At 71.1% G+C, this 22166-nt stretch carries 21 protein-coding genes; 10 read left to right on the top strand and 11 right to left on the bottom strand.

Features of this window, described 5'->3' with window-relative positions:
* Positions 1-142: 142 nt before the first annotated feature.
* Positions 143-1954, bottom strand: a complete 1812-nt coding sequence (locus tag ABT340_RS37550; RefSeq protein WP_352015677.1) for an alkyl/aryl-sulfatase — start codon at positions 1952-1954, stop codon at positions 143-145.
* A 158-nt stretch (positions 1955-2112) separates the two neighbouring features.
* Between ABT340_RS37550 and ABT340_RS37545 the strand changes: the two genes are divergently transcribed.
* Positions 2113-2544 (top strand): thioredoxin family protein, encoded by a 432-nt coding sequence (locus ABT340_RS37545; RefSeq protein WP_352015676.1) that lies wholly within the window; start codon positions 2113-2115, stop codon positions 2542-2544.
* Positions 2545-2579: 35 nt separating this feature from the next.
* Here the strand turns inward: ABT340_RS37545 and ABT340_RS37540 are convergent, their stop codons facing one another.
* Positions 2580-2798, bottom strand: coding sequence for a hypothetical protein (locus ABT340_RS37540; protein WP_352015675.1), 219 nt, complete (start codon positions 2796-2798; stop codon positions 2580-2582).
* Between the two features lie 474 nt (positions 2799-3272).
* Here ABT340_RS37540 and ABT340_RS37535 point away from each other — a divergent pair, with 474 nt between their 5' ends.
* The 3 genes from ABT340_RS37535 to ABT340_RS37525 all read left to right on the top strand — a co-directional run bounded on the left by ABT340_RS37535 (position 3273) and on the right by ABT340_RS37525 (position 7448).
* Positions 3273-4697, top strand: a complete 1425-nt coding sequence (locus ABT340_RS37535; RefSeq protein ID WP_352015674.1) for an Ig-like domain-containing protein — start codon at positions 3273-3275, stop codon at positions 4695-4697.
* 57 nt (positions 4698-4754) lie between these two features.
* A complete protein-coding gene (locus tag ABT340_RS37530; protein WP_352015673.1) occupies positions 4755-5942 on the top strand; it encodes a serine hydrolase domain-containing protein in 1188 nt (395 codons plus the stop codon).
* Between the two features lie 162 nt (positions 5943-6104).
* Positions 6105-7448, top strand: a complete 1344-nt coding sequence (locus ABT340_RS37525; protein WP_352015672.1) for an aminotransferase class V-fold PLP-dependent enzyme — start codon at positions 6105-6107, stop codon at positions 7446-7448.
* Positions 7449-7492: 44 nt separating this feature from the next.
* Here ABT340_RS37525 and ABT340_RS37520 read toward each other — a convergent pair whose 3' ends face one another.
* From ABT340_RS37520 to ABT340_RS37510, 3 genes are all read right to left on the bottom strand, one after another.
* The gene (locus ABT340_RS37520) at positions 7493-8770 is read right to left on the bottom strand and encodes an MFS transporter (protein WP_352015671.1); all 1278 of its coding nucleotides are present in this window, start codon (positions 8768-8770) and stop codon (positions 7493-7495) included.
* Positions 8767-10083: a PLP-dependent cysteine synthase family protein gene (locus tag ABT340_RS37515; protein ID WP_352015670.1), complete on the bottom strand. Its 1317-nt coding sequence runs from the start codon at positions 10081-10083 to the stop codon at positions 8767-8769. Before ABT340_RS37515 ends, ABT340_RS37520 begins: the two co-directional genes overlap by 4 nt.
* A gap of 107 nt (positions 10084-10190) precedes the next feature.
* On the bottom strand, positions 10191-10619 hold the full coding sequence (locus ABT340_RS37510) for a hypothetical protein (protein WP_352015669.1): 429 nt from the start codon (positions 10617-10619) through the stop codon (positions 10191-10193).
* A gap of 111 nt (positions 10620-10730) precedes the next feature.
* On the opposite strand from ABT340_RS37510, the gene ABT340_RS37505 reads away from it, so the two are divergent.
* The 6 genes from ABT340_RS37505 (at position 10731) to ABT340_RS37480 (ending at position 14643) form a co-directional block, all read left to right on the top strand.
* Positions 10731-11492 carry a hypothetical protein gene (locus ABT340_RS37505; protein WP_352015668.1) on the top strand — a complete coding sequence of 254 codons (762 nt, stop codon included), beginning with the start codon at positions 10731-10733 and terminating at the stop codon, positions 11490-11492.
* On the top strand, positions 11455-12015 hold the full coding sequence (locus tag ABT340_RS37500) for a copper resistance CopC family protein (protein ID WP_352015667.1): 561 nt from the start codon (positions 11455-11457) through the stop codon (positions 12013-12015). Before ABT340_RS37505 ends, ABT340_RS37500 begins: the two co-directional genes overlap by 38 nt.
* A gap of 297 nt (positions 12016-12312) precedes the next feature.
* Complete coding sequence (locus tag ABT340_RS37495; protein ID WP_352015666.1) at positions 12313-12720, top strand: ArsR/SmtB family transcription factor; 408 nt, start codon at positions 12313-12315, stop codon at positions 12718-12720.
* A gap of 1 nt (position 12721) precedes the next feature.
* Positions 12722-13633 (top strand): cation diffusion facilitator family transporter, encoded by a 912-nt coding sequence (locus tag ABT340_RS37490; RefSeq protein WP_352015665.1) that lies wholly within the window; start codon positions 12722-12724, stop codon positions 13631-13633.
* A gap of 101 nt (positions 13634-13734) precedes the next feature.
* Positions 13735-13980: an SHOCT domain-containing protein gene (locus ABT340_RS37485; RefSeq protein ID WP_352015664.1), complete on the top strand. Its 246-nt coding sequence runs from the start codon at positions 13735-13737 to the stop codon at positions 13978-13980.
* Between the two features lie 54 nt (positions 13981-14034).
* Positions 14035-14643, top strand: a complete 609-nt coding sequence (locus ABT340_RS37480; protein WP_352015663.1) for a DUF4291 domain-containing protein — start codon at positions 14035-14037, stop codon at positions 14641-14643.
* Positions 14644-14658: 15 nt separating this feature from the next.
* On the opposite strand, the gene ABT340_RS37475 is transcribed toward ABT340_RS37480, so the two are convergent.
* From ABT340_RS37475 to ABT340_RS37450, 6 genes are all read right to left on the bottom strand, one after another.
* The gene (locus ABT340_RS37475) at positions 14659-15981 is read right to left on the bottom strand and encodes a sensor histidine kinase (RefSeq protein WP_352015662.1); all 1323 of its coding nucleotides are present in this window, start codon (positions 15979-15981) and stop codon (positions 14659-14661) included.
* Positions 15978-16667 (bottom strand): response regulator transcription factor, encoded by a 690-nt coding sequence (locus ABT340_RS37470; protein WP_352015661.1) that lies wholly within the window; start codon positions 16665-16667, stop codon positions 15978-15980. Before ABT340_RS37470 ends, ABT340_RS37475 begins: the two co-directional genes overlap by 4 nt.
* Before the next feature lie 128 nt (positions 16668-16795).
* The gene (locus ABT340_RS37465) at positions 16796-18142 is read right to left on the bottom strand and encodes a cation:proton antiporter (RefSeq protein WP_352015660.1); all 1347 of its coding nucleotides are present in this window, start codon (positions 18140-18142) and stop codon (positions 16796-16798) included.
* Positions 18139-19491 (bottom strand): cytochrome P450, encoded by a 1353-nt coding sequence (locus ABT340_RS37460; protein WP_352015659.1) that lies wholly within the window; start codon positions 19489-19491, stop codon positions 18139-18141. Before ABT340_RS37460 ends, ABT340_RS37465 begins: the two co-directional genes overlap by 4 nt.
* The gene (locus ABT340_RS37455) at positions 19485-20528 is read right to left on the bottom strand and encodes an alpha-hydroxy acid oxidase (RefSeq protein ID WP_352015658.1); all 1044 of its coding nucleotides are present in this window, start codon (positions 20526-20528) and stop codon (positions 19485-19487) included. The genes ABT340_RS37460 and ABT340_RS37455 overlap by 7 nt, the downstream gene beginning before the upstream one ends.
* 5 nt (positions 20529-20533) lie before the next feature.
* Positions 20534-22102: an NAD(P)-binding domain-containing protein gene (locus ABT340_RS37450; RefSeq protein WP_352015657.1), complete on the bottom strand. Its 1569-nt coding sequence runs from the start codon at positions 22100-22102 to the stop codon at positions 20534-20536.
* Positions 22103-22166: the final 64 nt, after the last annotated feature.

Here is a 22166-nt window from a genome sequence, read left to right as displayed (position 1 = left end):
GGCCTGGGCCCCCATCAACCGGCCCGTCAACCGGCCCGTCAACCGGCCCGCCGCCCGGCCGGGCGGTCAGACCGTCAGCCAGTCCGCCGACCGGGCGAACGGCCGGACCGTCGGCCATGCCGCCGACCGCTCGGGCGGCCTCTCAGGGGGTGACGATGGCGAAGTCCGGCGTGGACTCCTCCAGTACGGCGCCCAGCCTCCGCAGGACGGTGGCGTCCCCGTCATGGTCGACGCCGTCAAGACCGCCGGAGCCGTCCCCGACGATCAGGTCGAGCAGCCGCTGCCTGGTCAGCCGTAGCGTCAGGTCGGCGCTCTCCCCCGGCGACGTCCGCCGGTGGGTCAGCGCGCCGTTCGACATCGTGGTGCGGTGGTGTTCGTCCAGGTCGGTGAGGTGCCAGTCGATGGTGAACCGCTCGTTCCATGCCTTCGGGCCGTTGACGCGGATGGCCAGGGAGCCGAAGATCTGTTCGGCGGACAGCGCGCTGAGCATGTCCGGTGAGGTGGTGTCGGCCGTACCCGCCGAGGGGCCGTCGGCCAGTTCGGCGGCACCGGCCAGATAGAAGTTGCGCCAGGTGGCGTTCTCGGCGCCGTGCCCGAGGCGGGTGTAGACCTCGGCCAGGAGTTCGCGGGCCTCGGTGTTGTCCTCGTCGGCGAAGACGGCGTGGTTGAGCAGGGTCGCGGCGAAACGCAGGTCCCCCTTGCGCACGTAGCGGCGGGCGTGTGCGACGACGGCCGCGGCGCCGCCCAGACACTCGACGTAGCGTCTGGCCTGCGGAACGGGCGGATGCTCCCACAGGTGGGCCGGGTTGCCGTCGAACCAGCCCAGGTAGCGCTGGTAGATCGCCTTGACGTTGTGGCTGACGGAGCCGTAGTAGCCGTGGGTGTGCCAGGCCTGCTCCAGGGCGGGCGGCATCCGCATGGTCTCGGCGATCTCGACGCCGGTCAGACCGTGGTTCATCAGCCGTACGGTCTGGTCGTGCAGGTAGGCGTACAGGTCACGCTGCTGCGACAGGAAGGCGACGATGTCGTCCCTGCCCCAGGTGGGCCAGTGGTGGGAGGCGAAGGCGACGTCGGCCTTGTCGGTGAACAGCGTGATCGCCTCGTCCAGGTAGCGGGCCCAGACCCGCGCGTCACGGACCTCGGCGCCGCGCAGGGTGAGCAGGTTGTGCAGGTTGTGGGTGGCGTTCTCGGCCATGCACAGGGCCCGCCGGTCGGGGAAGAGGAAGTTCATCTCCGCCGGGGCCTCGGTGCCCGGGGTGAGCTGGAAGACGATCCGTATCCCGTCGATCGTCTCCTCCTGCCCGGTGTGGGTGACGTCGACGGTGGGCGGGATGAGGGTGACCGTACCCGCCGAGGTGCCCATCCCCAGTCCGCAGCCGAGCTGGCCCTCGGCGGTGCGCGGCAGGAGCTGGCCGTACATGTACAGGGCCCGGCGGTTCATCGCGGTGCCCGCGTAGACGTTCTCCGAGACGGCGTGCTCCATGAAGCCGGCCGGGGCCAGGATCGGGATTCCCTCGCCGTCGGTCACGCCGCGGGCTCCGCCGAAGTGGTCGACGTGGGAGTGGGTGTAGATCAGGCCGGTGACCGGCCGGTCGCCCCGGTGGTCCCGGTAGAGCCGCAACGCCGCCGCCGCGCACTCGGTGGAGATCAGCGGATCGATGACGACGACGCCGGTTTCGCCCTCCACGATCGTCATGTTCGACAGGTCCAGCCCGCGCACCTGGTAGACGCCCTCGGTCACCTCGAACAGCCCCTGTTTGGCGCACAGCTGCGCCTGCCGCCACAGGCTCGGATGCGCGTCCTGCGGGCAGTCGCCGTCCAGGAAGGCGTAGACGTCGTTGTCCCAGACGACCTTCCCGTCGGCCCCCTTCACCAGGGCGGGGCTGAGTTTCGCGACGAAGCCACGGTCGGCGTTGTCGAAGTCGGCACGGTCATGAAAGGGAAGGTCTGCCATGAAACCGTGCTGCCCCCACCCCTTCCAACCAAAGGCCAGGAAAACCCAAATTCCCCTTCTGCGAGCTTTGGCTCTACCGATGAGCCCTCGGTTTGCGCTTCCGATACCCAGGGGATGACAACTCTGGGCATTCGATTGATCACTCTTTGGAGTCACTTGTGAGACGTGCGCGCGTGACACTCGCCGCCATGGCGGTCGGCGGCATCCTGACCGCCGGTCTGGCCACCCCCGCCCACGCGACCCCCCTCCGGGCCGAGAGCGCACCGGCGGCGGGGACGGTCCAGTTCACGGACGCCTCCTTCACCAGCGCCGTGCTCAACTCCTCCAAGCCGGTGCTGGTGAACTTCTGCGCCGCTTGGTCCTCCCCCTGCCGGGCGCTGGACCCGGATCTGGAGAGGGTCGCCGCCGAGCGGAACGGCAGGGTGGTCGTGGGAACGCTCGACATCGACGAGAACCCGGTCACACCCCCCAGATACCGCATCAGAACCATCCCCAGCCTGCTGCTGTTCAAGAACGGCTCGGTCGTCGCGACACGGATCGGCCCCGTGACCAAGGACGACATTCTGCGGCTCATCGACCCCTACCTCTGACTCCGCCCCCGCCGTACGGCGTCGCGGGCGAGGGGTCAGTCGTCCAGGTGAACGGTGACGCTGACCCGGCCGGCCTTGCCGCGTTCGGCGACCACGTCGTGCCCGATGTGGGCGACCCCGTCCAGGAAGTCGCACCACCATGCCTTGGCCTCGGGGAACCGGACACCGATCGTGTGTCGGCCATGCGCCGGAGGGCGACGGAAGTGCTGAAGGCGCGTCCAGAACGGCGTCCCATGTAGGCGACGGCCGATCACCCGGCTCCACCGAGGGGCGGAACGCACCGTCAGGACCCAGGAGTCGAAGCAGCCGACCGCCGTTTCGGAAGCGATTTCCGGTACGGCACGGGACCTCCCCACCGCGGGCGTCCGACACCGCCAACGTGACCCGGCCGCGGACCGAGGCATACGGCTCGCATGAAGATCGACACCACCGTGTTGGCGGTGCGCCCCCGACCGCGAACAACTACTCTCCGCGTTTTTATTTGCACTATTCGTGACATCGGTTGGAGTTTCATGCCTCACGGCACGCATCGCCGTCCACAGGCCCCGGCCGTCCCCGCCCGGGGATTCCCGTCGCATCCCGGACCTTCGGCATCGGTTCGTGACCGCCGGTGTGAACCCCCTCCAGGACCTCGTGGCCTTCCATCGCGGACGACGGTGCGGCGACACACCGGGCGTCGGCGATCAGGCCTTTCGACCACATCTCTCACAACAGAGTGGAGTTCTTTCGTGTTGTTCCCACACCGATCCCGGTCCGCGCTCACCGCGCTGGCCTACACCCTGGTGGCGTTGCTGGCCGCGTCGGGCACGCAGGCAGTGACCACCACGCCCGCCCGCGCCGCTGACAGCGCGCACCAGGCCGTCGCGCAGGCCGCCAACGCGCCGTGCGTCCGCCAGGGGCAGCACAACTACCCCGTCGAGTACTACTGGAAGAACATCATCGGCGTCCGGCTGGGCAACGGGAACATCTCGGTCACCACCTCCCCGTCCCTGTGGGGAGGGGAGATCGCGCCGGGCGGCACCTTCACCTTGACCCTGAGGCACCAGACGGCCAAGTGGCCCTGGGTGGTGCGCTCCTACACCACCAACTGGGACATCTCCTCCCTGCTGGCCAACGCCACCGTCGTCTCCCAGTCCGGGACGGGCGGCATCAGCGGCAACACATTGTCGATCACCTCGCCGGGTTCCAAGACCGACCCGGCGGCGAAGGTCATCACCTTCCGCGTCAAGCCGGGCACCGTGGGACGGAGCATGACCATCCGGCCGACGGGGATCAGCAGCGTCATCGCCCTGCCGGGCCAGCTCGGCAACAACACCCAGGCACCGCCGATCCGGATCGTCAACGGCAACTCCATCTCGCCCACCAACGCCGTCAACGACACCGCGACCACCGCCGAAGGCACCGCCGTCACCGTGCCCGTCCTGGCCAACGACACCGCAACAGCGCCGACGATCACCAGCGTGACCCAGCCCCGCCACGGCACCGCGACGATCTCCGGCAACACCGTGATCTACAAGCCCAACGCGGGCCTGGGCGGCACCGACACCTTCACCTACACCATCACCACCGCCTGCGGAACCAGCACCGCCACCGTCACGGTCAACGTCACCTGCGCCCGCGAGCCCGTCAAACTGGTCAACGGCGGCTTCGAGACCCCGGCGGTGACCGGATTCAAGATCCTGCCCGACGCCTCGACCAACCCGGCCATCGGCTGGCACACCACCGCCACCGACCACCGGGTGGAGTTGTGGCACACCGGCTTCCAGGGCGTCCCGGCCGCCGAGGGCAGGCAGTTCGCCGAACTCAACGCCAACGAGGTCGCCACGCTCTACCAGGACGTGCCCACCGTTCCCGGCACCACGATGACCTGGTCGCTGTACCACCGAGGCCGTCTCGGAACCGACGTGATGCGTGTTCTCATCGGCACTCCGAGCGCGACCGTCCCGCAGACCCCGAACGGGGCCTCCTCTCCGGAGATCTCCGACGGCAACACCGCCTGGGGCCACTACACCGGCACCTACGTCGTGCCCGCCGGGCAGACCGTCACCCGCTTCGCCTTCGAGTCGGTCTCGGCCGCCGGAGGCAGCCCGGGGTCCGGCAACTTCCTTGACGGCGTGGTCTTCCAGACTCCGCCCTGCCGCCCCATGAACTAACAGCCGACGATCCCGGGGCTGGCCGCACACCAGTGGCGGCCCGCCCCGGGGCATTCCATGAACGATCTTCACCGCCATCCGGCCGTGGAGACCCCGGTGAAGGAGCTCCCCTGTGAAACCACGTGTCGTCATACCGCTGCTGCTCACCGCAGCGCTGTCGCCGCTCCTGCCGTCCGCCCCGGCCCTCGCCCAGCCACCGGCCGCCGTCCAGTCCGTCGTCCAGCCCACCCGGCAGCAGGCGGTCCAGGCCGCCCTCAACGCGATCGTCGCCGCCGGAGCCCCCGGCGCCCTGGCCGAGACCTACGACGAGGACGGCCGCTGGAGCGGCACGCGGGTACCGGCGATCTCCGTACCAACGCCCCCGTCCCTCGTGACGGGCGCTGGCGCATCGGCAGCGTCACCAAGACCTTCGTCGCCGCCCTGGTCCTCAAGCTCGCCGACCAGAACAAATTCGCCCTGGACGACCCCATCGACCGGCACCTGCCGGGCCTGCTGCCCCACGGTGATCGGATCACCGTCCGGATGCTGCTCAACCACACCAGCGGCGTCGCCGACTACGCCGCCACCTTCGACGAGACCCCCGCCGGACTGCGCCGTCTGGCCGCCACCACCTACACCCCCCGTCAGCTGATCGGCATCGGCACCGGCCTGCCGCCCACCTCCGACCCCGGGGCCCGGTGGGCCTACTCCAACACCGGCTACGCCGCCCTCGGCCTGCTGATCGAGAAGATCACCGGCCGGAGCCTGTCCATCGCCCTCTTCACCCGTCTCCTCGCCCCGCAGGGCCTGCTCGCCACCACCCTGCCCACCACTGCCCGCACCATCGTCGGCCCCCACCCCCACGGCTACATACGCGACGAGAACAACCGTCCCGAGGACATCACCGCCTTCAACCCCTCCAACGCCTGGGCCGCCGGCGCCCTCATCTCCACCGCCTCCAACGTCAACCGCTTCTTCGACCGGCTGCTCCACGGTCAGGTCCTCTCCTCCGGTTCGCTCGCCCAGATGAAACGGACCGTCCCGGCCGCTCCCGGTTTCGGCTACGGTCTGGGCCTGATGAAACTGACTCTCACCTGCGGCACCACCGTCTGGGGGCACAAGGGACACATCCCCGGCTACGCGACCTACAGCTTCCACAGCGACCGCCGCGGCATCACCGTCGCCGCCACCGCCCTTCCCTCCTCGAACGACGCCGCCGTCGACCAGGCCATGAACCAGGCCCTGAACGCCGAGTTCTGCGGCTGAGGCGACGGGGCCCTGTTCATGGAGGGCACCGACCGGCCGGACCGGGCCCGTGGGTCGTACGGCCCGCGGGCCCCGCGCCACGCCCGTACCGCGCGAATGCCCAGGCCCGGAGTCATTCGGTCGCACAGTGTGATGACGAACCGGTCGGCGTGGAGGTGTTCGATGAACGTTTCGGGGAGCCTGTCGAGGCGGAGGATGGTGGCCGGGCTGGGGGCGCTGGCCGTACCACCTCTCGCCGGTCGTGGGGGTGGCGCGTCGGCCCTCGCCGGTCGTGGGGACGACACGCCGGTCCCGGTCGTTCCGGTCGGTGCCACGCCTGAACAGGTCGCCCGGGACGAGGGTTTCTGGCGGTCGGTGGCACGGCAGTACCGGGTGAGCGACGACTTCGTGAACCTGGAGAACGGCTACTACGGGATCATGCCCGAGCCGGTGCGCCTGGCCTACCACCGGGCGACGGACCGGCTCAACGAGTACAGCTCCCACCTGCTGCGCACCACCTACAAGGACGAGGCGGAGCAGGTCAGGCGGCGGGTGGCGGCCGTGGTGGGGGTGGAGCCCGGGGAGATCGCCCTGACCCGGGGCGGTACGGAGGCCCTGCAGTTGCTGATCGCCGGGTATCGGCGGCTGCGGCCGGGCGACGCGGTGATGTACGCCGACCTGGACTACCACAGTGGGCGGTACGCCATGAACTGGCTACGGCAGCGGCGGGGGGTCCAGGTCGAACGGCTGACCATCCCGGAGCCCGCGACCCGGCAGACGGTGCTCGACGCCTACGCCACGGCGTTGAAGGAGCACCCGCGGGTCAGGTTGCTGCTGCTCAGCCACATGAACAACATCACCGGCCTGGTGACACCGGTCGAGCGGATCGTCGCGATGGCGCGCGAGCGCGGCGTGGACGTGATCGTGGACGCCGCCCACTCCTGGGGGCATCTGGACTTCACGATGGCCGACCTGGGGGCCGACTTCGGGGTGTTCTCCCTGCACAAGTGGGTGGGAGCGCCGCTGGGCACGGGCTTCATCCACATCCGCGCGAGCCGTCTGGCCGACGTCGAACCGGCCTTCTGCGACGAGTCCTATCCCGCCGACGACATCCGTTCCCGGGTGCACTGCGGCACCCAGGACGTCGCCCCCGTCCTGACGGTCGGCGCCGCCCTGGACTTCCACGACCGGCTGGGCGCCGCGGTCAAGCAGGCGCGGCTGCGGTTCCTGCGGGACCGCTGGGTGAGCCAGGTGCTGGAGGTGCCCAACGTGGAGGTCCTCACCCCCGAGGAGGACGGCATGTACGGTGCCATCACCGCCTTCCGGATCGCCGGCCGTACGTCCGAGGCGGACAACGCCGCGATCACCACCGAGTTGATGGACCGGTACCGGATCTTCACGGTTCGTCGTGGCGGGCTGGTCGGGGGCGCCTGTGTGCGGGTGACCCCGGCGCTGTTCACCTCGCGGGACGAGGTGGACCTGCTGGCCGGAGCGGTGCGTGACCTGGCGCGCCGGATGGGGAGCTGAGCGCGGGGCGCGGGAGGCGCCCCCCGCGCCCCGCATCCGGCGCGTTACGCCGTGACGGCCTGGGCGGGCTGGGGCAGGCCCGCCGTACGGTCGAGGGCGGCGACGGCCGTGGCGCAGGCGAGACCGATCACCGTCAGGGCCAGCCACGACAGGGCGGGCAGGCCGACGCGCGCGCCGACGTCCAGGGTCCATCCGGTGAGCAGGTTGCCGGTGGCGATGCCGATTCCGGCCAGGGTGCTGTAGAGGCCGTAGAAGGTGCCCACGGCGTGGTCACCGCCGAAGGCCGCGATGGTCGTCATCTCGAACGGATAGATGATCATGGTGGCCACGCTCAGCAGGGCCGCCGTCGTCAGGGCCGGTGCCAGGGTGAAAGCCCAGGCCACGGGGCCCGGTGGGACCGGCCCCTGCAGCCACAGGGTGCTCACGGCGACGGGCACGAAGGACAGGCCCATCAGGGCGAGACCCCTGGCGATGGCCTGGGGTGGCCGCCAGCGCGCCTGCGCCCAGGCGGTCAGCCTGGCCTGCAGGACGACGGTCAGCACCGCCGAGACCACGAAGACGCCGGTGACGCCGAGTTCGCTCGAACTCACCCTGCGGATCTCCAGCGGCAGCCCCAGATAGACCTGGAAGCCCAGCACGTAGGAACCGGTCATGGCCAGGGAGAACAGCAGGAAGGACCGGTTCGTCAGCACGGCGCGCCAGTCCTGCAGCACACCGGGCCGCCGCCGTTCGTCGTCGGGGCGGGACGGTGCCCGGGCGGGCAGGGCCCGCACCTGGGCGACGGTCAGGACGGCGAACATCGCCGCCGAGGTCAGGCACACCACGCTGAAGGCCATCGCGTCCAGCACCAGGCCGATCAGCGGCCCGATCAGGATGCCCAGCTGGTAGAAGGCGTTGAAGGCGGCGAAGGCCTCGACCTTGCGGGGCCCGGCCTCGGCGGCGAGGTAGGTGCGCACCGCCGGGTTGAACAACGCGCCCGCCAGCCCGACCAACCCCGAGGCGACCAGCAGCACCGGCAGGGAGTCGGCGACCCCCAGCAGGGCGAAGGCCACGGTGCGCAGGGCGCAACCGGCGACGATCAGGGGTTTGCAGCCCAGCCGGTCGGCCAGCGTTCCGCCGAGGAGGAACAGGCCCTGCTGGCTGAGGTTGCGCACACCCAGGATCAGACCGACCAGCGCGGTGGGCAGGGCCAGGGTGGTCGACAGGTGCCCGGCGAGGTACGGCATCAGCATGTAGAAGCCGATGTTGATGGTGAGCTGGTTGACCAGCAGCAGCCGTATGGGACGCTCGAAGGAGCGGGTCAGGGCCAGGGTGCTCTTCACCTGCGGCCTCCCGAAACGGAACCTCCCGGCGCGGGGTCCCCCAGCGTGGGACTTCCCGGCTCAGGACCTTCCGGTGTGGGGCTTCCCGGCGGAAGGCCGCCCGGCGCGGGACCTCCCGGGACGGGGGCTTCCTGCGTGACGCCTCCCCGCGCGGAGTTCCCCCGCGCGGCGTCTCCCTGTACGGCGGGCACGACGCTCCCCTGTACGGCGGGCAGGCCCACGGGGTCGAGCACGTTCGCGCACCGGGTCCAGCGCGTCACCTCCCGCTCGGTCGGATGGCCGATCCGGTCGGGGTCGGCCGCCGGGGTACCGCACAGGCCGTGGGCCGCGCAGTAGTCGTCGTTGAAGACGGTCTCGGCGTAGCGGTGGGGACCGTCGGGGAAGACGGCCGCGATCCGGGTGTGGCCGGGTGAGGTACGCGCCAGCCAGGAGGCCACCAGGGCCACCGCGCCGACGCTCCAGCCTCCGGTCGCGTACCGCATCGCGGCCAGGCGACGGCAGGCCCACACCGCCTCGGCCGGGGCGACCCAGTGGACCTCGCTGAAGGCCGCGTAGTCGACGTTGCGTGGATGGATGCTGCTGCCCAGGCCGCGCATGAAGCGGTGGCGGGCGGGCTGGCCGAAGATGGTCGAGCCGACGGAGTCGACGCCGACCAGGCGCAGGTCAGGGTGGAAACGCCGCAGCGCGCGGAAGGTTCCCGCGCTGTGGCCGCCGGTGCCGACCGCGCAGACCAGGACGTCGATCCGGCCAAGCTGCCCGGCCAGTTCGGTGGCCAGCGAGGTGTAGGCGGCGACGTTGTCGGGGTTGGCGTACTGGTCGGGACAGTAGGCGCCGGGAGACTCGGCCAGCAGTTCCCCGACCCGCAGGCGGCGGGCCTGCTGCCAGCCGCCCACCGGGTGGGGCTCGGTGACGGTGACCACGCGGGCGCCGTAGGCGGCCAGCAGGTGCCGCATCGGCGCCTCCAGGCCCGGGTCGCTGACCAGGGTGACCGGGTGGCCGTGGACGATGCCCGCCAGGGCGAGTCCCAGCCCGAAGGTTCCGCTGGTGGATTCGACGATGGGCGCGCCGGGAGCCAGGTGCCCGCGCTCGCGGGCGCGCTCGACGATGTACAGGGCGGAGCGGTCCTTGATGCCGCCGGGGTTGCCTCCCTCCAGCTTGGCCCAGAATCCGCGGTCGGTGCCCGCGGCGATGTCCGGGATCCACAGGGTCGGCGTGTTACCGACCACGTGTTCGAGGGTGTGGCAGGTGCCGCCGGTGACCAACCGGCTGAGGACGGGGGTGATGGTCCGCGCTTCGCTGAGTGTGTCTGTCATGATCCGTTTCCCGTGGACGTGAGATGGTCGGCTGGTTCTCGGGCACGCCGAAGCCACGGCTCGGACCGGAAGGTGAGTCGTCGAAGGGCGCGCCCGCACGGGACGGCCTATATGCGGAAGACGGATTTGGAGATCAGCACGGTGGTTCCGGGCAGGGCGTGGACCGGTCGTGCGCGCCGCGTCGTCGGCGCCGGTGCGGCCTGCGGCGACGCCATGACCGGCAGGCCGGTGAAGGGACCGGACGACAGCGGGCGCGCCTCGGTGGCGGGCGCCACCGTCGCCGCCCCGCACAGGCTGTGGTCGTGCTCCGGCGGATCGGGGGCGGGGCAGCGCTCCGGCACCCGTTCCCGCGGCGAACCGGCCACGGTGACGGAAATGCCCGACTGCCCCGGGCCGGGTCCGTGATGGTGATGCGCCACCTGGGTGTGGGCGGCGGAGAGGATCAGATGCGCGAGCAGGGCCGCCGCGAGCGCGGCCAGGCACAGCACGAGGGAGAGGCCCGCGCGCTGTACGGCTCGTCGCATCGGTGCGATCACCCCACAACCGTACATCACCCTTCGTCATCGATTTATGACAGAGAGTAGCCAGTCGGGCCTGGGGTCAGCGTGGCGGTTGCCAATGCGACATCGGACGGCAAGATGGGACATGTGCCGCCCTTACCGATGACGTTGCGCCTGCTACGGGCGTTGGCGTTCACCACCGCCTGCCTGGCGGTCTCGGCGGGCGGGCACGCCTTCAGCGCGGGGGCCTCGCTTTCCGTCGCGGCCCTCGCGGCCGGCGCGGCGGGCCTCCTGGTCGTGGTGTTGCCGCTCGTCGGCCGTGAGCACCCACCGGCGGCGGTGGTCGGCACCACGATCGGCGCCCAGGTGCTGCTGCACGAGCTGTTCGCCCGCACCTCCGGCGGGTTCGCCGCCCAGGACGGGCACGGGCACCAGGCGGTCGGCATGGCGCTGGTCCACCTCGCGGTCGGGGCGATGAGCGGCTGGTGGCTACACCGGGGCGAGAGCGCCTTCTGGCTCATGCTGCGCCTGCTGCGGCCCTCGTGGCCCCTACTGCTCCGGCCGCCGTCCGCCGCCTCCGACGACCCGCCGACGCCTCGGCCCGTCGCCCCCGCGTCGTGGCCCTCCTCCGGCCTCGCCCGGCGGTGGCCCACCTCCACGATCCACCGCCGTGGACCTCCCGCGGACGACGCCGCCCCCTCCGGGGAGCGGCGCACCCGTGTCATCGACGCCCGCACGCTCGGGCGTCGCCTTCGCCCCGGCCATCGCCGGGCCGTCTTCGGGAGTCCCCACCTTGTCATTCCTGACCTCGGCGGCATCGCCGCGCCGAACCGTCGGCACCGTCCTGGCAGCCGCCGTCGGCTGCCTGCTGGTGCTGATCGGCACCGCCTCACCGGCGTTCGCCCATGACCGTCTCAAGAGCAGTTCACCGGCCGCCAACGCCAAGGTGACCAGCCCCGAGACCGTCACCCTGGAGTTCTCCTCCCGTATGCGCTTCGCCAAGGTCGTCCTGACCGGCCCCGGCGACGAGACGACCAAGCTCGACGCGCCGGACGAGGGGAGCACGATCCGCGCCAAGGTGCCCGACCAGCTGGCCCCGGGTCGTTACCAGATCGCCTGGCACGTGGCCTCCTCCGACGGTCACCCCATCAGCGGTCAGATCCCCTTCACCGTGATCGCCGACCCCGACAGCCCCTCTCCCACCCCGGAGTCCCCGTCGCCGTCGGTCTCCACACCGGCGAGTACGGCGGAGGCCTCCGCCGACCCCTCCGAGGCCGTCCCTCCCCCGGCCGCCACCGCATCCTCCGCCGCCGCGTCCGAGCCGAGCGGCACCTCCGGCCTGCCCGGGTGGGTGTGGCCGGTCGGCGCGGTCGTCGTACTCGCCGGGGCGGGCGCGTGGCTGATCACGCGCCGCAAGGGGACCCAGGGGTAGGTCCCCCGCGCCCTCGGACACCCCGGCGTCATCGTGGGCATGGCGGCGAGGCCGGGTGATCCCGGGTGAGAGAGCGGCGGTGGCGCACCACGGCGTGCGCCACCGTCCGCGGCGTGCGCCGTACCGACCGGGCGGACCAGCCGTACCGACCAACAGGGACCAGCCGTACCGGCCAACGCGGACCGGCCGTACCGACCAGCACGGGTCAGCCGACCCGGCCGCCGCGGACCCGCCGGACCGGCCCGGCCGACGCGGGCCGGTTGACAGCCCGGTGACCCCACTCGCTAATCTGCTCATATGAATACCTATTCAGATGTTCCATCGATTGACGGATGTGTCGTCAGGAAGGTCGATCCCGACCGGGTCGCCGACGTGCGGGAGCGCATGCCCGCCCCCCGTGATCTCTCCGACGTGGCCGACGTCTTCGGCCTGTTGTCGGACGCCAACCGGTTGAGACTGCTGGTCGCCCTGCTTGAGGGGGAGATGTGCGTGTGCGACCTGGCCGCGGTGACCGGGCAGAGCGAGTCGGCCGCCTCGCACGCGTTGCGGCTGCTGCGCGCCCACCGTGTCGTGACCAGCCGCCGCGCGGGCCGGATGGTCTACTACCGGCTGGCGGACCCGCACGTGCGGATGCTCCTCGACGTGGCGTTGGTCCACATCGAGCACACCGAGCTTCTGCACCCCGAGCGCGACGGAGAGAGCTGAGATGGGAACCGGACACGGCCACGGGCACGTCCAGGGACACGCGGGAGGCCGTCACCGCAGGCGGCTGGCCCTGTCCTTCGTGCTGATCGGCGCCTTCTTCGTCGTCGAACTCGGCTACGGACTGGTCTCCGGCTCGCTGGCGCTGCTCTCCGACGCCGGGCACATGGCCGCCGACGTGGTCACCCTCGGCGCGGCGCTGGTGGCCACGAAGATCGCCACCCGGCCCGACACCACCGGCAGGCGCAGCTACGGCTCCTACCGGGCCGAGGTGTTCGCCTCCCTGCTGGCCGTGATGCTGATGCTGGGCGTCGCGGTGTACGTGGTGGTCGAGGCCGTCGGCCGTATCGGTCAGACCGCCGAGGTCTCCTCCGGCCCGATGCTCGTCGTCGGCGCCATCGGCCTGCTCGTCAACCTGGTCGCGTTGCTGCTGCTGCGTTCCGGCGCCGGTGAGAGCCTCAACGTCAGGGGCGCCTACCTGGAGGTCGTCGCGGACACCGCGGGATCGGTCGGCGTCATCATCGCCGGTTGGCTGGTCGCGGCCACCGGCCAGGTGCTGTGGGACACCGTCGTGGCGCTGGCCATCGGCGTCTTCGTCGCGGTGCGTGCCCTGTCGCTGGGCCGCCAGGTCTTCGCCGTCCTGGGCCAGCACGTGCCCGAGGGCATGGACGCCGCCGCGGTGGCCGCGGACCTGGCCGCCATCGACGGGGTACGCGACGTGCACGACCTGCACCTGTGGACGCTGACCTCCGGCATGAACGTGGCCACCGCCCACCTGGTCGCCACCGACTTCGCCGACGGCCACGCCGTACTGGACCGCGCGCGTCACCTGCTGCGCACCCGCCACGGCGTCGAGCACGCCACCCTGCAGATCGAGCCGGCCGACCACCGGGGCTGCGACGAACTCGGCTGGTAGCCGCGCCGGGACCATCGGCGCCGGTCGCGGGACCAATGGCCCTCTTTCGTACGGACTCGGCGGAGGAAGGCTGAAGGTACCTCTCGGGAAGGGGACCGACGATGATGTGGGGTTACGGAATCGGCTCCTGGCTGGTCATGGGCATAACGACGATCCTGCTGTGGGTGTTGATCATCGCCGGGATCGTCGCGCTGCTCCACTACGTCAGCGGCGGGCGGCGGACAGGCTGGCTCGCGGCGGGCGGGCGGGTCCCTCCGGAAGAGGTGCTGGCCGAACGGCTGGCCCGGGGAGAGGTCGACGCCGAGGAGTACCGGCAACGCCTTGAGGTGCTGCGAAACCGACGGTGACCGCCCGCTAAATCCCGTTGCGGGGCTTACACACGGCTCACCATGCTCGGGGACATGACCATCCCCTATCGCCAGATCCGCGCGGCCTTCACCGAGGAGGCCATCACCGTCTACCAGGCCTACGACCCCGCCATCGCGGACCCGGCCGTCGCCGCCCAGCGGTTCGTGCCGCCCTTCAAGCGCGAACGGATGACCTGGATCAAACCCTCCTTTCTCTGGATGATGTACCGCTGCGGCTATGCCACCAAGCCCGGTCAGACCAGGGTCCTGGCCGTCGACATCAGCCGGGAGGGCTTCGAGTGGGCACTCCGGCACTCCTGCCTCAGCCACCCCGGCGACGGCGTCGATCCCGAAGTCTGGCGTCGGCGCCTGCGGGAGAGCCCGGTGCGTGTCCAGTGGGACCCGGAACGCGGCCCGCGCCACAATCCCCTGTCATACCGGTCGATCCAGATCGGCCTCTCCGGCGACGCCGTGACCCGCTATCTCGACCGGTGGACACTGCGGATCACCGACCTGACCGGCCGGGTCCACGACATCCGTCAGGCACTGCGCGACGGCCATGACATCACGGACATGCTGCCCGTGGAACGCCCCTATCCCCTGCCGGACGAACTCGCCCGGATCACGGGGGCCTCCGAGCGTGCCGTCCCGGCAGGCCGGTGACGCCGACCATGCCGCCTACGGGCGGCCCTCGCCGTACTCGGGGACCGGCACCCGCGTCTTCCTGTGCGCCCGGTTGCGCACCTGCTGCGGGAGCCGTATCCGGGGGGAGCGCGGTGCGCCGTCGCCGCCGGGGTGCGCCGGAAGGCGGATGGTGAACGTGGCACCGGCGCCCGGCCGTCCGTCCACGCCGACCGTGCCGCCGTGGGCGTCCACCACCTCGCTCACGAGGGCGAGACCGATGCCCAGGCCTCCCTGGTGGGGCTTGCCGACATGTCTGGCGAACAGGTGCTCACCGTCACGCGGGTCCAGTCCGACGCCGTCGTCCCGCACGCTGAGCTGGACCCATTCGGGACCCGAGCGGAGGGTCATCCAGATGTCGCCGCCCTCGCGGGCGTGCCGCAGCGCGTTGTCGAGCAGCGCCGAGATCACCCGGCGCAGCGCGGACCGCGCTCCGCGCACGACGTGCTCGCCGGGACCCTTCCTCACCTCGATCGTCACCCCGCGCTGCTCGGCGCGGCCCGCCTCCGCCGTGGCGAGTTCCTCGGTCAGCGCGGCCAGGTCGACCGGGCCGAACGGCTGGAGCCGCCGTCGGAGCTGGGTGGACAGCAGCAGGTCCTCGATCACCTCGCCGAGTTGCCCGATGCCCGCGGCCAGCTGGTCGACGTCGCCGACGGCCAGGAGCGGTTCCGACCCCCGGCGCAGGTGCCGGGCGGTGAGCTGGGCGCGGACGTGCAGCCGGGTCAGCGGGGTGCGCAGTTCGTGGCTGACGTCGGCGGTGAAGCGCCGCTGCCGGTCGAGGGCCTCGCCCAGCGGCGCGATCGCCCGGCCCGCGAGGACCTGGCCGATCAGCAGCGCCGCCAGCAGCCCGGCGAGTTCGGCGGCGCCGAGGGTGCTCAGCAGCCGTTCCCGGTCGGCTATCCGGAAGCGCAGGTCCATCACCGCCTGCACCACGACGTCGTCACGTCGCTGGGTCCTGATCAGGTAGGTCAGCCCGCCGACCTCGGCGACCTCGACCCGGGGCCGCCCGTCCGCGGCGACCAGGTCCATGAACGCGCGCACCGGCAGCCGGTCCGGGGACCCGGGAGACCTCCGTACGGTGCCTCCGCCCAGCTCGAACAGCCACATGCAGGGCGGGGGCTGGGTGATCGAGGCCGACCGTGCCGCCACGAACAGGTCACGCCGCGCGGCGACGTCCTGGCCGTTGACCGTGACGTAGTAGACCATCGCGCCCATGAGCGCGAGCACGAGGGTGAATCCGCCCGCGATCTGCACGGTGATCCGGCGGCGGGTCCGGATCAGCAGCCGCCGTTCCGGGTCGAAGCGCCGCCGCCCGTTCACAGCTCACCCAGGCGGTACCCCACGCCCCGTACGGTGCGTACGACGCCGTGCCCCAGTTTGTTGCGCAGGTAGTAGACGTAGGTGTCCACGATCGACTCGGTCTGGGCCCCGTCGAAGACCCGCTGCCGCAACGAGTCGCGGGTGTGCACCTGCCTCGGGCGGACCGCCAGCGCGTGGAGCAGGCGGCACTCCTGACCGGACAGGGTCACCTGCTCGCCGGAGGGCAACCGTACGAGGTGGGAGTCGGAGTCGAGCCAGGCCGCGCCGAGCGGCAGCAGTCTGGCCTGGTCCAGGTTCCTGCGCCGCAGGGCGCGCACCCTGGCCAGCAGCTCGTCGATCTCGAAGGGCTTGACCAGGTAGTCCTCGGCGCCTGCGTCGAGTCCGCTGACGCGGTCGGCGGTCGTGCCGAAGGCCGTGAGCACCAGCACCGGCACGGTGACGGCCTGCCTGCGCAGCCGTCGCAGCAGGTCGAGCCCGTCGATCGCGGGCAGTCCCCGATCGATGATCATGATGTCGTAACCGCGGCTCAAACCCAGGTGCAGGCCACGTTGCCCCTCCGGTGCCAGGTCTACGGTGTATCCCTGGTCGGCGAACACTTCGGCCAGCATGTCCGCCAGATCACGGTCGTCTTCGACGAGCAGCAGCCGGGAAGAGCGCGGTTCGGATGTCGCCGGTATCCGTGCCACTGGTCAACAATTGCACTGATATTGGTAAATTTCTAGTCAACTCTGGCGCAAAGGCAGGCGTGGCGCAGGCGTGGCGCGTGCGTCGCGCCCGCGCCACAGCCCGTCACGGTCCCGGTGACCAGGCATGATCATCCGCTCACCGGCGCCGCCTCCCGTCCGTGTTCCGCCTCACCGATCCCGGCGGGCTCTTGGATGCTCGCCCGCTCGTGGCGCTCGGGCATGGCCAGTTTGTACAGCGGCAGCGCCCCCGCCGTGGTGAGCACCGCCACCAGGACGAGCATCGCGAAGACCTCCTGGGTGATCAGGCCCTGGGCCAGGCCGATGTTGATGAAGATGAGGATCATCAGCCCCCGGGCGTTCATGATGGCGCCGATCGCCCACGACTCACGCCAGCCGAACCCCAGCGCCCTCGTGGACAGCGCGCAGCCGAAGTACTTCCCGCAGAAACCCGTGAACAGGATCGCGACGAGCACCAGCAGCATCGAACCGCCGGTGATGCCGCCGAGATGGGTGTTCAACCCGGAGAAGGCGAAGAAGACCGGCAGCAGCAGCGTCGAGACGACGTCCATCATGCGGCCGTGCAGCGCCTGACGGAACGCCGCCTCGCGGGGCATGGCCAGCCCGGCGACGAAGCCGCCGAACACCGAGTAGACGCCGATCCAGTCGGTGAGCCAACCGGCCGTGAGCGGCACCAGGACGATCACGTAGACGGCGCCGGCGCCGAGACGGCCGGTGCGCTCGACCTCACGGCCCAGGGGGCGCAGCAGCGGGGCGACCACCCCGAGCATCACCGCCGTGAACACCACCGCCAGACCTATGGTGCGCAGCGCGTCACCGCCGCCCGTGCCCAGGTGGACCGCCGAGAGCACCGCGAGCAGGCACCACGCCACGGCGTCGTCGATGGAGGCCGCGACCAGGGTGATCCTGCCGATGCGGGTGTTCTCAAGGCCGCGTTCGTACAGGATCCTGGCGAGCATGGGGAAGGCGGTCAGCGACAGCGCGCCGCCGAGGAAAAGGGCGAACTCCACACGGCCGACGTCGGGCCGGGAGAGACGATCCCACAGCAGGAACCCGAGGGCGCTGCCGAGAACCAGGGACGGAAGAATCCCCGAGGCGGCCAGCGCCGTGGCCCTGCGCGTCTCCCCCGGCATCCGGACGCTGTGGTCCATCCCCGCCCCGACCAGGAACATGTACAGCGTCAGCCCGATGGTGCTGAGCACGTACAGGATCGGCCGGACGTCGGCGGGGAAGAGGGCCTCCTGCGCGCCGGGGAACACGGCGCCCAGCAGCGTCGGCCCGAGCAGGACCCCGGCGACCATCTCACCGACGACCCGTGGCTGCATCACCATGGTCGCCAGCCGGCCGCACACCGCCGCCGCCAGCAGGATCACGACCAGGGCGGGCAGCACCCTGAGGACCAGCCCCAGGTTGGGATCGACCGGGGAGGCCTGGGTGAAGGCCAGGAAACCGCTCATGACTCGTGCCTCCGTACGCCGACCGGATGGGGTTCCTGCGCGAAGTGGCGCTCGCACAGCCGCAGCCTGCGGGCGTCCCACACCATGTAGGTGCCGAGGACGAGCTGCACGAGGCTGCGCCACACGTCCTCCCAGCGGTCCCTGAACCGCATGAACAGCAACTTCACCCGGACCTCCGGGCCGCGCCCGGCTCCCAGGGGGGTCAGCAGACACGGCCCCCTGTTGGGCAGGGACCGGGTGTGGGAGGCGGTCGAGTCGAGTTCGCAGGCGTGCAGGGTCTCCCGTACGGCCACCCGCAGGGCGATCGGCGCCAGCCGCCACGCGGGGCAGGGCCGGTTCGCGGCCATGCCGAAGGGGATGTGGTTGATCTCCCTGGCCGGACGCGCCGCGAAACGGGCCGGGTCGAAGCGGTCCGGGTCGGGCAGGCCCGCGCGGTGGAACTCGGGGTAGTTGAAGCACAGCACGGAACCGGCCGGGATCGCGGCGCCCTCGCCGAGGGGGATCTCCCCGGTGGTGACGCGGTGGGCGATGCCGAACAGCGGGTAGAGCCGCAGCGTCTCCGAGATCACCTGGTCCAGATACCGGTCGTCGCCGCCCCGCGCCGCCTTCTGCACCCGGGGGTGCTGGGCCAGGACCATCAGCACGTGGGCCGTCGCCTCCGACATCTGGACGACCGCCGTGTTGAAGAAGGCCCCCTGCAGGTACAGCGCCTGTTCCCTGGCCGACAGGTCCTGGGGAAGCTCGTGCCGCACCTCGGGCAGCCGTTCGACGAGGTATCCGGTCAGCCGGTCACGCCGGTCCATGTGCCGCAGGCCGCAGCACTTGAGTGAGGTGACGACGTCGTCCGCGTTGCCGACGATCAGGTCACGGGCCTTCGGCGGACACGGTTCGCCGAAGACGAGTTCGTAGGAGAACTCCGCCCAGACCGGCATCATCAGGTCGCGCAGCCGTACCATCCCCCGCCTGTCCCGCAGCGCCCGGTTGACGCAGCGGCGAGTGAGCTCCTCGACCCTCGTCCGGGGCACGGCCAGGATCCGCCGGGTGGCCAGGGCGACGGCGTCGTAGCGCTCCCCCGCCTCCAGGTGTTCCTGGTGCATCTCGGGTCCCGGTGCCAGCCAGTACCAGAACAGGTCGGACAGGACGGCTCCCCTGCTCCGGCCCGAGGCGGCCGGGTGGGAGTAGACCTCCCTGAACCGGTCGATGCCGACCAGGTCACCGGGGACCGGGATGCTCTCCTCGCCGTTGATCCTGGTGAGGACGCGCACCCGCAGCGCGACGATCCGTGCGGGAAGCCACCAGGGCAGGCTGATCAGGACGGCTGCGAACGACACGGTCAGCGCGGTCAGCATGGCCGTACCAGCTCTGGGTCGAGGTCGTGCGCCGACGCGGCGCCGCACAGGACGAGGGCCCGCTCGACCTCCTCGCGCAGCAGCCCGAGCACCCGGGCCACGCCGCGCTCGCCCTCGGCCGCGAGACCCCAGAGCACCGGGCGGCCGACCGCGACCGCCGAGGCTCCGAGCGCCATCGCCTTGACCACGTCCACCCCGCGCCGGACCCCGCCGTCGAGCAGCACCGGTACGGCCCCGCCGACGGCGGCCACGATCCCCGGCAGCAGGTCGGCGGTCGCCGGGAGGGTGTCGAGCTGCCTGCCTCCGTGGTTGGAGACGAACAGCGCGGAGACGCCGTGGTCGAGCGCGCGGCAGGCGTCGGCGGGACGCACGACGCCCTTGAGCACGATGGGCAGCTCCGTCATCCGCCTGAGCAGGTCGATGTGCCGCCAGGAGATGTCCGGCGACATGACGATCGGCCGCACCCGGTCGCCGTCGCGCAGGTTCTCGCAGCACATGCCCTCCGGCAGGTCGTCGAAGCCGTTGCGCAGGTCCCGCTCCCGCCGTCCCCTGCCGGGAGAGTCGACCGTGACGACCAGCGCCGTGCATCCGGCCGCCTCGGCGCGCCGGACGATCCTCTCGGTGAAGGCCATGTCCGGCTGGACGTAGAGCTGGAACCACAGGGTGGCCTCCGGAGCCGCCGCCGCGACGTCCTCGACGGCGACGGTCGAGGCCATGCTCACGATCATGATCGTCCCGGCGGCGGCCGCCGCGCGGGCCGTGGCCTTCTCACCCTCGGGGTCGGCGAGCCGGTGGAACGCGGTCGGCGCGACCAGCACCGGCATGGCGGCCCGGTCGCCCAGCAGGGTGACCCCGGTCCTCGGTTCGCCCGCGCCGCGCAGCACACGTGGCAGCAGGGCGAGCCGCGCGAACGCCGCCTCGTTGGCCCGGACGGTCGTCTCGTCACCGGCTCCACCGGCGAAGTAGTCGTAGTGCGCGGGATGCAGGCGGTCGCGGGCGGCCTCCTCGAACTCCCTGACGTTCAGTGGGGGGCGCATGGCCGTCACGCCGGGACCGGAAGGCTCTGACGCTGGAAGAACTCCCGCAACGGCCGCAGGTGGACCTCCTCGGAGGTCCAGTCGTTCTCCAGGTTCTCGGTGACGTGGTGTACGGCCACGACCACCCCCGCCCGGTAGTGGCGCACCACCGGGTGCAGGTAGTGGCCCTCGTGGGCCCGGGAGGCGTCGCCCTGCCTGATCCGCGACACGGAGATGTCGAACGGGTCGACCTTGTCGTGGTCGGGGCCGTACTCCAGGGTGATCGCGAAGTGGCCGCCGTCGCCGATCGGCGGGCCCTGAAAGTCGACCGGCAGCTCCTCCAGGTAGCGCGCGCCGCCGTCGCCGTCCGGGACGATGACGTCGGCCAGCACCCCGAACTGCTGGAACAGCCCGGAGCTGCGGTTGACCCGTTCGAGTACGGCGTCCGCGAACGCGCCGGGGTCGGCGGGCAGGTCCCGGCCGGGCCAGGGGGCGTCGTGGTGCCTGGTCTCCAGGATGCGGTGCAGGGCGCGGGCGCCGTACCGGAAACCGTGGATGAAGGCGTTGGTGCCGCGCTTGAAGTCGCGGGACTGCGTGATGGTCCCGGCGAAGTACAGGCCGGGCACGTTGACCGACTCGTAGGCGGGGGTCAGCGCGGGGAAGCGGTTCCTGATCGTCAGCTCGGGACGGCACTCGGGGGAGAAGATCGAGGCGTCGAACCGGAACCCGGTGGAGACGATCACCCGGTCGTACGGGATGTCCTTGGTGACCTCGTCGGCCCTGGCGAAGCTCACGGTCACCAGGTACGTGCCGTCCGCGCGGCGCTCGATGCGCCTGACGTCGCCGTCCAGCACCGCGTTTCCCAGTTTGAGCTGGTAGGTGTCGAGGAAGTTGCTGTTGACCGCGCGCAGGTGCCCGACGAAGTGGGTCCGCCAGGCCAGCCGTACAGAGTGGGGGCCCGCGACGTGGATCACCGCGGCGGTCTCGATGAGGTTGTCGGCCGTCTCGAAGGCCGAGTTGCCCTTGCCGATGACGAGCACCCGCTTGGCCGTGTAGTCCGCCGGGTCGACGGAGGCGGTGTCGTAGCCCTCGGCCGTCTCGATGCCGGGGATCTCCGGGACGTTGGTCCTGGAGACCCCGGTGGCGACGACCACGTGCTCGGCCTGGTGGGTCCGGCCCTGCCCGTCGATCACCCGGAACGGCCCCTTCGCGTCCGGGCGGGAGACGTCGACGACCCGGGCGCCGTAGGTGATCCGCAGGTCGAGGGCGGCGGCGAAGTCACCGAGGTAACGCACGAGGTCGTCGGCGCCGGGGAAGAAACGGTCGCTGTAGCGGGTGAACACCAGATCAGGGTCGTCCGAGAGCAGCGAGTTCCAGTCCACCCGGAAGTTGAGCTCCGGGTCGTGGTGTCCGGTGTGCTTCTTGTTGATGGAGATGAGCATCCGGTGGCGGGGGAAGGTCCGGAAGAACTGGCCGGGCTCGGGGCCCGCCTCCAGGATCCGGTACCTCCGCCCCGCCCGGTGCAGGAAGTGGCCCAGTTGCAGGCCTGCGGGCCCGGCGCCGATCACCAGATAGTCAAGGGTGTTGTCAGACACTGATGCCTCCGTCACTGCGTACGGTCGAACGGGACGACATCAGTGTTGGCGCGTGATTCTCAGA

The organism is Streptosporangium sp. NPDC000239, from assembly GCF_040300765.1.
In the GTDB taxonomy this organism is placed as follows: domain Bacteria; phylum Actinomycetota; class Actinomycetes; order Streptosporangiales; family Streptosporangiaceae; genus Streptosporangium.
The sequence above is the reverse complement of the archived record's forward strand: the minus strand, read 5'-3'. Positions and strand labels throughout refer to the sequence as shown.